At 42.3% G+C, this 15,647-nt stretch carries 16 protein-coding genes; 13 read left to right on the top strand and 3 right to left on the bottom strand.

What is annotated here, in order from left to right:
• Positions 1-62: 62 nt before the first annotated feature.
• Genes MKX35_RS19470 through MKX35_RS19450 form a run of 5 tightly spaced genes read left to right on the top strand, consistent with a single transcriptional unit; the run spans position 63 to position 4,032 of the window.
• A complete protein-coding gene (locus tag MKX35_RS19470) occupies positions 63-1,421 on the top strand; it encodes a right-handed parallel beta-helix repeat-containing protein (protein WP_256716322.1) in 1,359 nt (452 codons plus the stop codon).
• On the top strand, positions 1,418-1,975 hold the full coding sequence (locus MKX35_RS19465; RefSeq protein ID WP_076286794.1) for a nitrous oxide reductase accessory protein NosL: 558 nt from the start codon (positions 1,418-1,420) through the stop codon (positions 1,973-1,975). Before MKX35_RS19470 ends, MKX35_RS19465 begins: the two co-directional genes overlap by 4 nt.
• Positions 1,975-2,796: an ABC transporter permease gene (locus MKX35_RS19460; RefSeq protein WP_076299730.1), complete on the top strand. Its 822-nt coding sequence runs from the start codon at positions 1,975-1,977 to the stop codon at positions 2,794-2,796. Before MKX35_RS19465 ends, MKX35_RS19460 begins: the two co-directional genes overlap by 1 nt.
• Complete coding sequence (locus MKX35_RS19455) at positions 2,789-3,508, top strand: ABC transporter ATP-binding protein (protein WP_076299731.1); 720 nt, start codon at positions 2,789-2,791, stop codon at positions 3,506-3,508. Before MKX35_RS19460 ends, MKX35_RS19455 begins: the two co-directional genes overlap by 8 nt.
• Positions 3,509-3,510: 2 nt before the next feature.
• Positions 3,511-4,032 (top strand): redoxin domain-containing protein, encoded by a 522-nt coding sequence (locus tag MKX35_RS19450; RefSeq protein ID WP_256716323.1) that lies wholly within the window; start codon positions 3,511-3,513, stop codon positions 4,030-4,032.
• Here the strand turns inward: MKX35_RS19450 and MKX35_RS19445 are convergent, their stop codons facing one another.
• Entirely contained in the window at positions 4,033-5,067 is a 1,035-nt protein-coding gene (locus MKX35_RS19445) for a PocR ligand-binding domain-containing protein (protein WP_076299733.1), read from the bottom strand.
• 202 nt (positions 5,068-5,269) lie between these two features.
• Here MKX35_RS19445 and MKX35_RS19440 point away from each other — a divergent pair, with 202 nt between their 5' ends.
• From MKX35_RS19440 to MKX35_RS19415, 6 genes are all read left to right on the top strand, one after another.
• Positions 5,270-6,406: a glycerol dehydrogenase gene (locus tag MKX35_RS19440; RefSeq protein WP_076299734.1), complete on the top strand. Its 1,137-nt coding sequence runs from the start codon at positions 5,270-5,272 to the stop codon at positions 6,404-6,406.
• A 1-nt stretch (position 6,407) separates the two neighbouring features.
• The gene (gene dhaK / locus MKX35_RS19435) at positions 6,408-8,168 is read left to right on the top strand and encodes a dihydroxyacetone kinase subunit DhaK (protein ID WP_076299735.1); all 1,761 of its coding nucleotides are present in this window, start codon (positions 6,408-6,410) and stop codon (positions 8,166-8,168) included.
• Positions 8,169-8,452: 284 nt separating this feature from the next.
• Positions 8,453-9,427 carry a helix-turn-helix domain-containing protein gene (locus tag MKX35_RS19430; protein ID WP_076299736.1) on the top strand — a complete coding sequence of 325 codons (975 nt, stop codon included), beginning with the start codon at positions 8,453-8,455 and terminating at the stop codon, positions 9,425-9,427.
• A gap of 130 nt (positions 9,428-9,557) precedes the next feature.
• The gene (locus MKX35_RS19425) at positions 9,558-10,547 is read left to right on the top strand and encodes an ABC transporter substrate-binding protein (protein WP_076299737.1); all 990 of its coding nucleotides are present in this window, start codon (positions 9,558-9,560) and stop codon (positions 10,545-10,547) included.
• A 153-nt stretch (positions 10,548-10,700) separates the two neighbouring features.
• Positions 10,701-10,904, top strand: coding sequence for a biotin transporter BioY (locus MKX35_RS19420; protein ID WP_076299738.1), 204 nt, complete (start codon positions 10,701-10,703; stop codon positions 10,902-10,904).
• A 141-nt stretch (positions 10,905-11,045) separates the two neighbouring features.
• The gene (locus MKX35_RS19415) at positions 11,046-11,945 is read left to right on the top strand and encodes a glycerophosphodiester phosphodiesterase (protein WP_081382910.1); all 900 of its coding nucleotides are present in this window, start codon (positions 11,046-11,048) and stop codon (positions 11,943-11,945) included.
• Between the two features lie 35 nt (positions 11,946-11,980).
• On the opposite strand, the gene MKX35_RS19410 is transcribed toward MKX35_RS19415, so the two are convergent.
• Both MKX35_RS19410 and MKX35_RS19405 read right to left on the bottom strand, forming a co-directional pair.
• Positions 11,981-12,550, bottom strand: coding sequence for a hypothetical protein (locus MKX35_RS19410; RefSeq protein WP_076299739.1), 570 nt, complete (start codon positions 12,548-12,550; stop codon positions 11,981-11,983).
• A gap of 180 nt (positions 12,551-12,730) precedes the next feature.
• The gene (locus MKX35_RS19405; RefSeq protein ID WP_042188277.1) at positions 12,731-13,600 is read right to left on the bottom strand and encodes a helix-turn-helix domain-containing protein; all 870 of its coding nucleotides are present in this window, start codon (positions 13,598-13,600) and stop codon (positions 12,731-12,733) included.
• 123 nt (positions 13,601-13,723) lie between these two features.
• Here MKX35_RS19405 and MKX35_RS19400 point away from each other — a divergent pair, with 123 nt between their 5' ends.
• Positions 13,724-14,782 carry a Gfo/Idh/MocA family protein gene (locus tag MKX35_RS19400; RefSeq protein WP_076299740.1) on the top strand — a complete coding sequence of 353 codons (1,059 nt, stop codon included), beginning with the start codon at positions 13,724-13,726 and terminating at the stop codon, positions 14,780-14,782.
• Positions 14,779-15,636, top strand: coding sequence for a sugar phosphate isomerase/epimerase family protein (locus MKX35_RS19395; protein WP_076299741.1), 858 nt, complete (start codon positions 14,779-14,781; stop codon positions 15,634-15,636). Before MKX35_RS19400 ends, MKX35_RS19395 begins: the two co-directional genes overlap by 4 nt.
• Positions 15,637-15,647 lie beyond the last annotated feature (11 nt).

The following is a 15,647-nucleotide window of genomic DNA, read 5'->3' as shown; positions in this document are numbered from 1 at the left end:
CCTTTTCTTTACAATTAGGCAAATGATAGATTAGAGAATGAATTACTGATAGGGGGTGAACAATGGTTATACGCAAAAGTTTCTGTCACCTCAGAGTAATGCTAATGATGTTATTCAGCCTTTTCTTAATAATCACGACCTACAGTGGGAGTGCCAGTGCAAATACTACTTCGAAAGCGATTCCACTCCAGCCGATTATTAATGCGGCCCAAATCGGAGATTCGATTACTTTAGCTCCAGGTACTTACCTGGGTCCGGTTCAAATTGATAAAAGGCTGACGATTAGCGGGGAAGGAAGGGCAACACTATTAAATTCATCTCCCGATGCTGAGGTTGCAGTTATGATTCAGGCTGATGGGGTAAAGCTTCAAGGACTTAATATACAGCAGCATAACGGGGGAGAAGCAGCAGCGATTCGGGTGGAAGCCGATCAGGTAACTTTGAAAGATTTAGTCATACATACATTTGGCTTTGGCATTATGCTACGTGAGTCTGATAGTGGAGTTATAGTAAACAATAAAATCCGTTGGTTTATACCTGAAGGTGCTGCTTCGGGAAAAAGAGGTAATGGCATCGATCTCTATAACTCTCATGGTTCAGATATCAGAGAGAATGAAATCTCTTATCTCCGAGATGGCATTTATTTAGAGAAGAGTCGCAATACAAAGGTTGATCACAATCGGCTCTATCATTTACGATACGGTGTTCACTGTATGTATATCAATGGATCATCTGTTACGAACAATATTGGAGAATACAATATTACTGGCGCGATGGTGATGGGAGTGAGCGACGTTATGGTATCAGGAAACTCTTTCCGTAAACAAAATCAGAATGTTCATTCTCAAGGAATCCTGCTCTTTGACGTTCGTACCTCTCAGATTGTAAATAACCTCGTGGAAGGAAATCGGGTAGGAATCTATATGCAACAATCCTCCGACAACACTCTCCAGAATAATATGGTGCTCCGAAATTATATTGGGATTCAATTTGAGGGTTCTGAAGGAAACCGCTTTCAGAAGAATGCTTTTATTGCCAATGTGATTGAAGCACAGGCAACGGATTCTAAGAATAATAAGATGACGAGAAATTTTTGGGATTCATTCGAAGGGCTGGATGTATCGGGTGATGGCTTAAGTGATCTGCCATATGCTATTAATCCATTTTATCAGCAATTAGTTACAGAAAATGCTGCTTATCAGCTCTTTTTTCAATCACCGGGCATGACATTTTTAAGCGATCTGTATACAAATGATAAAGAACAATGGTCCACCGATCCAGAGCCGCTTATGCAATTGGATTCAGTTCATGCAGATGTTGGACAAGTTAGTGAGGGGCAAGGGTCGGTGATGGTAGCCGGTTGGCTACTTTTGTTTTTCTCTGTGATCACAATACTATATATGGGGGTATTACGGTTATGAAAAAATGGAGTTTAATGCTGATGTTGATGGTGGGTTTGTTAATTCTAGCGGCTTGTGGTTCCAAAAAGTTTGAACCTTTGGCGATTAATGAAGAAGTTGATATTTGCGCGATTTGCAATATGCAGGTTAAGGACGATGCCTTTGCTACTCAGCTAACAACGAAAGACGGGAAGAATTATAAGTTTGATGATATTGGTTGTATGAATGAATGGAAGAACAAGAATGGAACCAAAAACATCGGAAAGGATTATGTCCGTGACTATAACGACAAAGAATGGGTGGAATTCAGTAAGGCAAGCTTTGTCTATGATGAGACACTACGCACACCTATGGCTTATGGAGTTATCAGCTTCAAGGACACTGCTTCAGCCGAAGCTTTTGTGAAGGAACAAGGTGTTGGCAGCGTTCTGTCAGCAAGTGATCTGTCCAAGCATGAATGGAAACAAAATACGGATATGATGCAAATGGATATGAATGGCGGAGAAGGTCATATGGACGAGCATAAGTCTGAGGAAATGGAAGGTATGACATCGGATAAAGAGATGGATATGTAATGGTTGATATCCTGCAAGTCGCACGCAGAGAGATTAAAATGGGGTTTCGAAATCCATGGGCTTATTCTTTTTTGGCATTATTTTGTGCGTTTAGTCTTGGCTTACTGCTGATTAATAAACAAAATGAGATTCAAGGCTACACCGCAGTTACAGGTTCCATGCTAAGTCTGATTTTGTATCTGCTGCCGCTTATGACCTTATTCCTAGGCTCTTTTTCACTGACCTCAGAAAAGGAAGAAGGTAGTTGGCAGCTTTTATCTACTTATCCAATAGGAACATTGTCATTTATTCTTGGCAAGTATGTGGGGCTGGCTGTCGTATTACTTACGGTTGTGGCTTTCGGCTATGGTTTAATGGGAATGATTAGTGGATTCTTGGGCATGGCCTATGATTCTACTACTTACTTTCTATTTTTGTTGTTTTCCGCAGGACTTGTTTTACTATTCTTGACCATCGCCTTGTTTATCGGTTCATTATCAAGAAACCGCTGGCAGGCGCTGACTGTTTCTGTTGCTGTGTGGTTTTTCACAGTAATAGGGTGGCCGACCTTTTTGATCGCCTTTTTAGGTTTAATGCCTTATCTCTGGATTAAGCCCTTGCTGGTCGTATTCACAATACTCAACCCAGCAGAGCTTGTTCGGTTATTCGTTGTAATTAAGCTGGGCGGAGGTTCAGTGCTGGGACCTGAATATTACCAATGGGTAGAATGGATAAATGGTTCGAAGGGTAGTTTGTTGTTTATGGGAGTCTGTCTAGTCTGGATGTTGAGCTCGATCCTGTTTGTATATTGGATATGGGAAAGGGGGCGCTCTCGTGGATAACCCCTTAGTGAATGTAAGAGGAATCTCTAAGGTTATTAAAAAACAAACAATAGTTGAAGAGATTAGCTTTCAAATCCCCACTGGGAGCATACTTGCACTATGTGGCGGTAACGGGGCTGGCAAAAGTACCGTTTTGCGAATGGTTGCGGGTATTCTTCAGCCTTCGGTGGGCGAAATCTCAGTGGGAGGTTTATACTGGCACAAATCACGCAAACAATTCTCGAAACAAATTGGTTATATGCCGGATGATTATCAATTCAATCAGGGGCTGTCGGCAGAGGAAGCTCTGACTTTTTGGGCCGCTCTCCGTAGGGTACCCAATCGCAAAGCGAGAGTAAACGAAGTCCTTGGCTTAGTAGGTCTACAGGATAAACGAAATCGTCTGGTCAACACCTTTTCAAAGGGAATGCGTCAGCGTATCTTATTTGCTCAGGCATTGCTGGCCAAACCTTCGTTGCTAATTATGGACGAACCCACAAACGGTCTTGACCCTTTCTGGATGAATGAATTTGTAGACCTACTCCAAAGAATCAAGGAAGAAGGGCATACTGTTATTTTCTCCACACACCAGTTAGAAATCGCTGATAAGATCGCAGATCAGATTGTCTTTTTAAGTCATGGAAGAAATGTTGGTTCAGGTCCGACCAAAGAATTTCATGCGAAATTTGGTTCTCTGTATACAGCCTTTAATCATAGTCTGGGTCTGAAATGAGCATGCGTCGAATCATTGCTTTGCTGGTGATCATCGCAGCTGTCACGACTGTTGTATGGATATTTAGCCATAATGTAACAAGAGATTCATCTGAGAGGATTGCAGTGGGCTCTATCGCTCCCGAATTTGAAGCTACTACTATAGAAGGTAAAAAGGTTCGACTAAGCGATTTTCAGGGACAGATTGTGGTGCTTAACTTTTGGGCTTCCTGGTGCACGTCATGTGTGCGTGAAATGCCCCTTCTGAAGGACATTCACAAATCCACTAGTTCTCAAATTGAAACCTTGTTTATTAATGTTGGTGAGTCTAAAGGGACAGTATCAGAATATCTTAAGGATCACAGTTTTTCTTTTCCAGTTGTCATCGATGTTACCGGAAAAATATCTACTTCGTTCGGAGTTAGTGCGCTTCCTGCCACGTTTATTATAAACGGAGAGGGAAAGATCAAAGAGGCTATATTAGGCGAAATCACAGATTTCCCCTTAATGCAGCAGTGGCTGGAGGATGCTAGAAATCATAACTGATCAACTCATATACATATTCCGGTATACAGCTGGAGTGAGATTCTCGAACCGTTTGAATGTTTTAATAAAATAACCAGTATCACAAAATCCTAAATCATCGCTCACTTGATTAATAGGTGCGTCTGTGGTTTCCAGCAACTGCTTGGCCCATTCAATTTTGAGCCTGGCAACGAAGAGGGAGAAGTTCTCGCCTGTTTCTTTTGTAAATATGCGACTGAAATAACTGGGGCTGATATGACAAAGCTTGGCCATTTCTTTTAGGCTGAAATTTTCATTTTTGTGCGCATAGATGTAATCGAACGCAGGCTGAAGCACTGCATTTGAAGAGACCAACTTTTGTGCTCCATTTTTCAATTTGGTCTCAATAAGCGCTCCTGACAACTCTTGCTGCAGAGACTGAATTTTGCGATAAGTAAGGTCTGTCTCCTCGAAAGATTCTGCTGAAGTAGATATATCGATATCTGTGGTCAGTACTCTTTTGTACAAATCAACGGTGGTACGCTTTTGAATGGCTTCTTCCACGATGTAAGTACTTAACTGTAGAAGTAGGTCCACGCACTTGGTTACTTCATCGTAGGATAGGACAGGAAGTGCTTCGTAATCCTCTTTAAGCGCTTGAAACTTCATGTTCGACTCAACATTAGGTGGCCTAGATACTATCTGCTCCAGCTGTGACACATCAGGTTCACGAAGCTTAAGCTGTCCAGCCATAATTGCACCCAAATATTGATCGTCAATAATAATTGGAATCGCGATATCGATAATATTGAAATGGCATAAATAAATATAAGGCTTGTTCTGGCGTACAGCCTCAATGCCGGCACGAGCATCACATTTTTGACAATAAGGAGAGAGATTAGAATCTTGGCGAACGCCTTGGCAGAAAGGCTGACAGAAGCTGTGCTTAGTCACGGGAACGCCTTTATAATCTACGGTAAGAATCGCCATTTTAGTCACGAGTGATAAAGAATCCTGCAGTTTCTCCCATTTCTTCAAATCAATTATTTCTTCTAAATTAAATCGAGATTTGGACATCACGATATTCTCCTAGGTAAGTTATAGAAACATATTGAACATTATAGCGAATTTTTGCTCAAAAGGACAAGATAATACTATTCCTTAATAAGAAGACAAAAAAACTCGATAAGAAAACGCTTTATTCTGATCTTATTGTTTCATGCATACCGAAATAGAGCAATCTATAATAATAACTATATACAACCTAGGAGGAATGAAAATGAGAAGAGCGTTTATCAGTCCGACGAAATATGTGCAAGGTGAGAATGAACTTTTGAATTTAGGCTATTTTGTAAAAACATTCGGTGATTCCGCACTGCTCATTGCACATCCAGATGATGTTACACGTGTGAAAGATAAATTGGAGTCAACTAAACAGAAATTTAATATAACGCTTGTTGAAAGTGGCTTCCATGGGGAATGCTCAAGACAAGAAGTCGCAAGATTACAGGCTCTGGCTAAGGAACATCGATGTGCATGTACGATTGGTTTGGGTGGAGGTAAGGCGATTGATACGGCAAAATGCGTAGCAGAAGGAGAAGCGTTGATTATCGTTCCAACGATAGCAGCCACTGATGCACCAACAAGCCACTCCGCAGTACTCTATACCCCAGAAGGTGAGTTTGATGATTATGCTTATTTCAAGCAAAGCCCAAGTGTAGTCATGATCGACACAACAGTCATTGCCAAAGCACCAACAAGATTTCTTGTTGCAGGGATGGGAGATGCACTCTCCACTTATTTCGAAGCAAGAGCTACAGCAAATTCTTATTCCAATGTGAATGCGGGATTGCCTTGCGGGGTTCGTGAGGGTGTTTGTGGGGAAGCTAAAGGAACAATAACCGCACTAGGTCTTGCCAAACTGTGTTATGACACTTTGCTTGAAAATGGGTTCAAGGCGAAGCAGGCCTGCGATCTGAATATCGTAACCCCAGCCTTGGAGAATATCATCGAAACGAATATTTTGTTATCGGGACTAGGCTTTGAAAGTGGAGGATTGGCTGCGATTCATGCGATCCATAATGGTTTAACAGCTTTAGAAGGAACACATCATTATTATCATGGTGAGAAGGTAGCCTTCAGTACAATTGCTCAAATGGTGCTTGAAAATGCAGACCGTACCGAATTAAGAGAAGTATTGGATTTCTGCCTGTCTATTGGGCTTCCGGTGTGCTTAGCAGATATCGGAGTGGAGCAAGTAACTTACGAAGAACTTCTTGAGGTTGCTAAAAAAGCTTGTATTGCTGAGGAATCGATTCATTCGATGCCGTTCCCCATTACAGAAGAAGCCGTAGCATCGGCGATTATGGCTGCCGACCAATTAGGCCGTCAATACAAATTAAGTAAGGAGCTTTAAGATGAAGAAAATTATGAATAAGCCGGAAACGCTAGTCCGGGAAATGTGTAATGGACTTGTCTTAGCGCATCCTGAGCTGGATTTCAACGATAAATTCAAAGTGATTTCTAAAAAAGAGATCAACACCGATAAAGTTACACTTATAAGCGGTGGCGGAAGTGGGCATGAACCGGCCCATGCCGGGTTCGTAGGCAGTGGTATGCTGGATGCAGCCGTGTGTGGCGATGTGTTTGCTTCTCCATCCCAGATTCAGGTCTACCAAGCGATCCGTAGCTCTGCTAGTAAAAAGGGAACGCTGCTTATTATTAAGAACTACAGCGGTGACATCATGAACTTTAAAAATGCGGCTCATCTCGCAAGTGAAGATGGCATACAAGTGGAATATGTCAAAGTAGACGATGACATTGCCGTTGAAGACAGTCTCTATACCGTAGGGAAACGAGGGGTGGCCGGAACTGTTCTCGTTCATAAAGTAGCCGGGGCTGCGGCAGAAGCAGGGCTGTCCCTGTCGGAAGTAAAAGAAGCGGCGCAACATGCGATTGACCATGTTCGCACCATCGGCTTCGCCTTTACATCTTGCACCGTTCCTGCCAAAGGAACCCCGACGTTTCATATCGAAGAGGATGAGATGGAATACGGTGTTGGAATTCACGGTGAACCTGGAATTCGCAGAGAAAAAGCCGTGTCAGCGGATGAACTGGCGCAGCGAATGGTTACGTCCTTGCTGAGCAACTTGCAAATGAACGATGAGTCGCAGCAAGAAGTTGCTGTTCTGATCAATGGATTTGGTGGAACACCACTGCAAGAGCTTTATTTGTTGAATAATTCTGTGATCCGTGAATTGACGGCGAAGAATAAGCAAGTGTTTAAAGTATTTGTCGGTAACTATATGACCAGCATCGATATGGCTGGCGCATCAGTGTCGATTATGAAGCTGGATGAGACGCTGAAGAAATGGTTGTCTGCTCCGTGTGATACACCGGTATTGTCGGTTAAAGGTTCATTTGAGCCTGTGAAATATACGGAAGTCATCAAGGAAGAGAAAGCAGACAGCACGGTATCCTTCAAGAATAATACGGATGCTGAAGCAGCGGTAATTAAGAACAACCAGTTTTCCTTACAAAATATCGTATTTTTGATCGATCAAATGAGTGAGGTCATTATCGAGAATGAGGTACCGTTCTGCGAGCTAGACGCCCACGCCGGAGATGGTGATTTTGGGATGAGCGTAGCCAAGGGCTTTAAGCAGTTGAAAGTAGAATGGGAAGATATTCTAGCTAATCATCAGAGTGATATCGGTGACTTCCTTGATGCTTGTTCATTGATCATTATGGAGCATTGTGGAGGAGCTTCCGGGCCAATCTGGGGATCGGGATTCCGCGCTGCGAGCAAGACTGCGCAGCAGAAGCAGGAGTTATCCATTCAGGAATTTGCCAATATGATGCAAGCGGTCGTCAAAGGAATTCAAGATACGGGCGAAAGGTCTTTCGGGAGAGGTGCTGTCGTTGGAGACAAGACTTTAATTGATGCGCTTGTACCTTTTGCGGATGCCTGGACACAAAGCGCAGAACAAGGCGAAGATATAAAGCTGGCAGCTATCAAAGCTGCTGAGGCGGCGGTTCTCGGTGCCCGGAAGACTTCCGATATCGTCGCGCGTATGGGAAGAGCAGGCACGGTAGGTGAACGAAGCATTGGTTATCCGGATGCAGGAGCTTACGCGCTTGGAGTTATTTTCACAGAGCTAGCTAAAGCGATGAGATAAGAGATAATATAAACTGAATCCGGATCTGAATAATGCTACGAAAGTTAAAAGCTGATTAACAGAAATCGACTTCCCCTTATCCATTAGGATGAGGGGTTGTTTGTATTTGGAATCATACGCTAACACTCCTCATAAACTGTTCGTTGCGGTTTAGCTAATGTCTCGAATATAATGATACAAATGATAATCGTTATCATTTAATACATGAATAAAGGTGATCTCCTCATGATAAAACACTACATTGGGGTTACAGCATACTACAGATCTGCTGAGGGTATGAATTAATGACAAGAAAATCAATTCATAACATCTACAACGGGTATTTCAATGCATTGTTTGAGACTCCGGCTATAAGGGACACCACAGAGCGAATGCATTTCTCACAACCTAGTGACCATGGATACGTCGATAGGGTTATCACATCTTCCGGGATCGAAATTGTAGATAGTGATTACCGTTTCACTGAGGATCGTTTAGTCCGAGTTCAATCCGAAGCAGCTATGATTGAGCTAAGCTTTTGTCTACAGGGCAGCGGAGAAGTTCAGGTAACAGGCAATAGTCACGAGTTGGTGCCCGACAGTTGTTCATTGCAGCTCATGCGAGATTTCCAAGCCGAATTTCACTATCGCAGTGCTGAACCCATCCGTTTACTGTCCATTGGTGTACCGGTAACACTGTTCGATTCATGGATGGTAGAGCAAGGATCTCTACATACTTGCAGTTTATCCGGGCTGTTAGATACACAATCATTTCGTATGTTCCGTATGCCTATTCTTCCAGAAACCTCCCGAATATTGGTTCAATTGAGAGATTGCCCATATCATACCTCAATGCGCAGGTTATACGCAGAGGGTAAGGCATTAGAACTCCTTTCCGCATATTTGGGCGCTTTTCTTTTTGAGCAGAGTCATACTAAACGTAGCTTGCATTTATCTCGCACTGACCGGGAAAGCATTCGGAGAGCCAGGGAAATCATACTCGAGCAAATGGCAAACCCTCCATCACTCATAGAGCTTTCCAAGCTGGCGGGTATTAACGAATACAAATTAAAAGTTGGTTTTAAGGAAGAGTATGGTACGACTGTATTTGCCTATTTACGGAACAAACGTTTAGAAAAAGCATGGGAAATCATGCGTTCCGGGGAGAGTAGTGTTAGTCAAACAGCGACGATGGTAGGTTACAACAACTTTAGTCATTTTGCGGAGGCGTTTCGGAAGCAATATGGAATAAATCCTTCTGAAATAATAAAAAAACGTTAGACAACAAATAAATATCCGCCAAACCGTTATTCAATCCCTCTATCGGTAGTTCAGCCCTATCAGCAGAGTGTATGATCGGACTTGCTAGTAGTGAGAATGATTATCAATAGATTGGAGAGGGTTGGAAAAAATGTTCAGTTTAAAACGTATCTCTTTTGTCGGAATCGCCTTATTTATGATGGTGATGTTGTACGGATGTGGGAATTCAGGGCAGGAGGCTCAAGGGGAGAACTCCCCACCTGCGGTAAAATCTGAACCCGTCGCTACGAATTCCTCCGAAACACGTACCATTAAGGACGCCAAGGGAGATGTTGAAATACCGGTAAACCCGGTTAGAATTGCCGATGTATCTGGCTCAACTGAAGAACTTTTAGTGCTTGGATATAAACCTGTGATTACCGGGAATACAGACATGGCTAATTCACTGGAAATCACACCTATTCTAAAAAAAGAACTGCCTAATGTAACGCCCGTTGGATGGTTTCAAACGGAAGTCAACTTGGAAGCGATTAGTGCAGCAAGTCCTGACTTGATACTGGCAGGGCCTACGCAAGAGAAAATCTATGATCAACTAAATATGATTGCTCCAACAGTGAGGGTTCCTTATGGCTTTAATGCTTTTAGAGAGCGGTTTGCCTTTGTTGCAGAGGTACTTGATAAGAAAACAGAAATGGATGAGTGGCTGAAGGCCTATGATCAACGTGCTCAACAACTGCATGATCAAATCACAAAGATAACTAAAGAAGAAACGTTTGCGGTAATCGAAGCTACAGAGAAAGAAATCCGGATCTATTCCCGTACAGGTATTGCAGATATGATTTTTAATGATCTTGGATTACTCATCGCGCCAGGTACACCGGAACCAGACCCATGGGGAGGAAAAGTAACAAGTCTAGAAGCACTGTCTACTTTTAATCCAGACCACATCATTTTATTATCTGATAATGACCGGAATGTTCTAGACCAAAGTAAGGTCTGGAGCAGCTTAAAAGCTGTAAAATCGAAAAATATATATCACATGACAAGCAGACAAAATTACAATGAAGCATTCTTTGCATTAGGGAAAGAGGCATTACTGGAACAAATCGCTGAACAAATCAATGAACATATCAACAAGTAAAGCTATTCTGTTTAAAATTGTGTAGCTAAAAAACACTGATCCTAATCTGGATCAGTGTTTTTTTAGTTCGAGATTCTTCCAACTTTATGAATCTAATCAATGCATTCAATTTTCCTATGAAGGGTTTCTTCATGAAAATCAAAGAATTTGTATATGCTGCATGATTCGCTGGAAGTCAGAACTTGGAAGCTGATTGTCGTAAATTTGATTTTTGGTGTAATGTTGATTAATCTGATAGGTGCGCCTATCATGGCATTGATTACGAATACTTCCATTTGGGCTAGATTAACAAGTGTGGTGATCTTTCTTCCAGGTGATATCATTAAAGCGGTTATTGCAGCCATCATTGCGATATAGCTTAGAATAATCCGCAGGTTTTACATAATTATAAATCAAGAGGAGATTTGATAGGATTATGGATGGTAATTAACTGGATATGATGTAGAAAACAGCACCAAGTAAACAACAATAAATTATTGAAAAGAAGAGGGAAGTTTTATGCAAAGGATTCAAAATTCTAAAATGTACTTTATATTTATTCACATATTTTTATTGATCTTATTGTGTACCTCAATGTATGCCTATTCTCCATGGATTCGTACTAAAGTGAAGGAAATTCTCGAGCCTGCGGACAAAGTCTATACCATTGCTCACCGTGGCGCTTCGGGATATGCTCCTGAGAATACTATACCTGCATTCGAACTAGCCATTGATATGGATACCGATTATATCGAGTTAGACATTCAGTTAACAAAGGATCGTGTTCCTGTTGTTATTCACGATGAAACTATTAATCGTACGACAAATGGAACGGGGTATGTTAAGAATTATACTTTAGAGCAGCTTTCGAAATTAGACGCTGGCTCTTGGTTTAACGAACAATATCCCATGTTTGCTAGGGATCAATATGCTGGATTACGTATTCCGACTTTAGAAGAGGTATTTGAAAGGTTTGGAAAAGAAGTGGACTATATGATTGAGATTAAAGATCCTGCTTTGAATCCGAATATCGAAACCATATTAAACGAACAAATTGAAAAATATAATCTGTCTGATCATGTTTCCGTACATTCATTTAGTGAGGCGAGTTTACGTAAGCTTCATTCGATTAACCCAGAGATCCCGCTTTATCAAATTGTTTGGTATAATATTCCGGTTTACAAAGTACCAGAGTCTTTTATCAATCGGGTGAAAACTTATGCAGTTGGTATTAGCCCTAACTTTCAAAGAATAAATTCCTCCTATGTCGCACAGGTGAAAAATTCGGGTCTAAAGGTATTTCCGTACACAGTGAATTATCAAGTGAATATGGACAAAGCTGTGGTTTGGGGGGTAGACGGGGTACATACCAACTTTCCTGACCGTTTTAATGAAGTGATTAAGAATAATAAGAAGTGAGGAAGTACGGAAACGGGAATTCAACTATCGGAAACTCATATGCCGAATACATCGATTTCAGAGACAGGATACCATGTTTTTGAATTTACGTCTTTAAAAAATACTTGAATAGTATAGGTGCCTTTTGTATTAAACGAATAAGTAAATTCGTTAGTTTTGAACCAAAAGTTTTCTTCACTCTTCTTAATTTGTTGATTATCGATAGTTTCTGTTTTATCTGCGGGATCAGTGATCGTAAGTTTTATATCTGAAATTTCTGTTTTTAAATGATCTACTTGTAATAAGGTTGAAAAGGCAAACCGCGCAGGGCTTTTTACCTTACCGAAAATCTCTCCATTGTTATCAAGCAATACCATGTTCACATTTGGCTTGTAGATTCGAACCGTTTTACTTGTTTCATCTAAAGCGATTAAAGCAAACAAATTTTTAGAGAGCTGTTCAACAGGTAAGAGAATGTCCCCCTCGGATATTACTGCTGCCTGTTTTTGTACCACATTATTGAAATATAATGAAACTTCTGATTGGTTCGATGCGGCATAAATCATTGTTCCCGGTAGAATCATTATGCAAAGTGCTAATATAGTCAGTTTAATTATTTTTCTCAATGAAATCTCCTCCTATATTTTTGTTATGTTAATTATACCCATAAGATGGAAGATAGTTTCTTTTATGCAATTAATAAAATAAAAAAAGGTCAGTAGAGGGGATTACCCTTTCCTGACCTTTTTGATGTTAAAATTAAGGAGCGATAGCAAGTACAAGACTGCTTCCTTTGTTCACCCTAACTAGAACCCTCTCACACTGCTTGGGGGTACTTTTCTATGTTTTTTGAAAGTCCGGCTGAAATAGTAGATATCACTGAAGCCAGTTGTGGTAGCGATTTCAGAAATCGTTAACTGGGTATGCCTTAGCAAATAATCTGCACGGTCTAAACGGACAGCATTTATATATTCCGATATCGTATGCCCAGTTAATTCCTTGAAGAGACGACTGAAATGGAAGCGGCTTAGCCCTGTTAGAGCCGCAAGTTCGTCAACTTGAATGGGCTCCTGGTAATGGGTATCGATATAACGCAAAACAGGTGCGAAGCGTTCAACGGTTTGAATACGTCTTTCTTGCTCAGCCTGTGAGAGTACGGTGACGATATGTCTGCGCAATAGCAACGTTAGCAGGCGGTATAGCTCGGACTTCACGGCCAGCTCATATCCGAATTCGCGAAGTTCCAGTTCCCGAATAATCGCCAGCGCACAGTCTGTAATGTGCTGATCTCCCCGGATATGATTACGTAACAGCAGCTGGTTCTGCTGAATCGGGGCGATGAACTTGGTCTCGGCAGCGTCGCTTACCGCACTATGCAGCAAAGAAGTATCTGCAATGATCGCATAATACAATAAATCAGAAGAAGCGCTCACCCCATAATGCAGCTCGTTGCTGTTTACAGCAACTAAATCACCAGCCCGTACGTTGATCGGTGTTCGTCCGCATTCAAAAACAGCCTCACCGCTTTCAATAAACAGAAACTCAAGATGCTCATGCCAATGATGTGGGAACAACAAAACTCCTTCTTGGTTGAAGCGCTGGGTATGTACTTTAATCGGAAACTCGGGATCCGGCATGTCCATGGGTTCCTGTAGATGTTTATCATAGTCCAACATTTATTGACTGCACCTCCTATAGCACAATTGTACAAATGAAACCGCAAGGTTCTGCATGGTGTTTAGGGTTGAAATCATTATAATACGAATCATAACCTATGCAAAATAAAGGAGAGAGTATTTATGGATATGATCAAAATTGGCGTAATAGGAACCGGCTCTATCTCCAGCATGCACTTAAGTGCTTATCGGAATAATCCGCAGACAATCATATATGCGGTTTGTGACCTGAATGAAGAGCGTGCACGAGCTGTTGCTGCTGAGTATAACGTGGAGAACGTATACACGGATTATCGTGAATTGCTGGCTAATTCCGAAATAGATGCAGTCAGCATCTGCACATGGAACAACTCTCATGCTGAGATTAGCATCGCGGCACTTGAGGCAGGCAAACATGTACTTGTGGAAAAGCCCCTTTGCCGCACGGTTGAAGAAGCGCTTCAGGTTCAGCAGGCAGTGGAAAAGAGCGGTAAAATTTTGCAAGTAGGCTTTGTACGACGTTATGACTCTAATGCCCAGCTACTTCAGACATTGGTGGAACAAGGAGAATTCGGTGAAATCTACTATGCGAAGGCAACGACGTTCCGGAGACTTGGTAATCCCGGCGGCTGGTTCAGTGATATTGAACGCTCCGGCGGCGGACCATTGATTGATATCGGCGTCCATGTGATCGATCTATGCTGGTATTTGATGGGCCGTCCGAATCCAGTATCAGTAAGCGCCAATACTTACCGGAAGCTCGGCAATCGTTCCAATATCAAGAACCTTTCTTTCTATAAAGCCGCTGATTACGACGCAGCGAACAATACGGTGGAAGATTTAGCAAATGCACTAATTCGTTTTGAGAATGGAGCTTCGCTGATGGTTGATGTAAGCTTTACACTGCATGCCAAAGAAGACGAGCGCTCAGTCCGCCTGTACGGTGACAAGGGTGGGTTTGAAATTGATCCTGAGATAGTCCTCGTCAAAGAACTGTCGGATACGATCGTCAATACCTATCCGCAGACTGATCATAAGGGGTTTGAGTTCAACAGTGCATTTCAAAATGAGATTAATCACTTTGCGAACAACATCAGCAACGGCTCTACACCGATTAGTCCTGTGCAGGACGGCGTTACAATCATGAAGATTCTCGGCGCGATCTATGAATCCGCTGCCAAAGGTGAAGAGGTGAAACTATGAAGCTAGGAATCAGTACCTACAGTTTGCATTCAGCTTTTTCAACGGGTGAGCTTACGCTTGAAGGAGTCATTGAGACGATCGCCGATCTGGGCGCGGAGCATGCGGAGATTGTACCCTTGGGCATCAATTTGGTTGAGAATCCTGAGCTAATTGATCAGATTGTACGAACGGCAGCAGGTCGTGGACTAGAGTTGTCTAATTATGCTATCGGGGCGAATTTTGCCGGGCTGGAGACAGCGGAAAGACAGCGGGAAGTCGAGCGGGTAAAGCGGGAAGTAGACGTCTGTGCGGCATTAGGCATTCAGCGGATGCGGCATGATGTAGCCTCGTCAAATGATCTATCAATTACGCACTTTTTGGAAGAGCTTCCACATTTGGCTGAAGCCTGTCGAGAAATTGCCGATTATGCCGCAGGTTTGGGCATCACGACCAGTGTGGAGAATCATGGATACTTTATTCAGCACAGCGATCGTGTACAGGCGTTGGTTCACGCAGTAGAAAGAGATAACTTCCGTACAACACTCGACATTGGTAACTTCCTGTGCGCAGATGAGAATCCGCTTATTGCTGTGACTAACAATATTAAGCTTGCTTCGATGGTGCATTTCAAAGATTTCTATATTCGTCCGCAGGATCGCCAGCCTGGCGAAGGCTGGTTCCAGTCTACTGGTGGGAACTGGTTGAGGGGTGCCATCGTTGGTCAAGGAGACATCGATATGCCGAGTGTCATTCGAACCGTTAAGGAAAGTGGCTACGACGGATATATCTCTGTAGAATTTGAGGGAATGGAAGAGTGCCGTAAGGGGACAAGACTTGGGTTAGAATACATCAAGCGGGTTTGGAACCAAATCTAATTCATTTTAAA

The sequence above is a fragment of the Paenibacillus sp. FSL R5-0923 genome, assembly GCF_038009145.1.
In the GTDB taxonomy this organism is placed as follows: Bacteria; Bacillota; Bacilli; order Paenibacillales; family Paenibacillaceae; genus Paenibacillus_AQ.
Note: the sequence above shows the minus strand (reverse complement) of the source record. Positions and strands in the feature narration are given on the sequence as shown.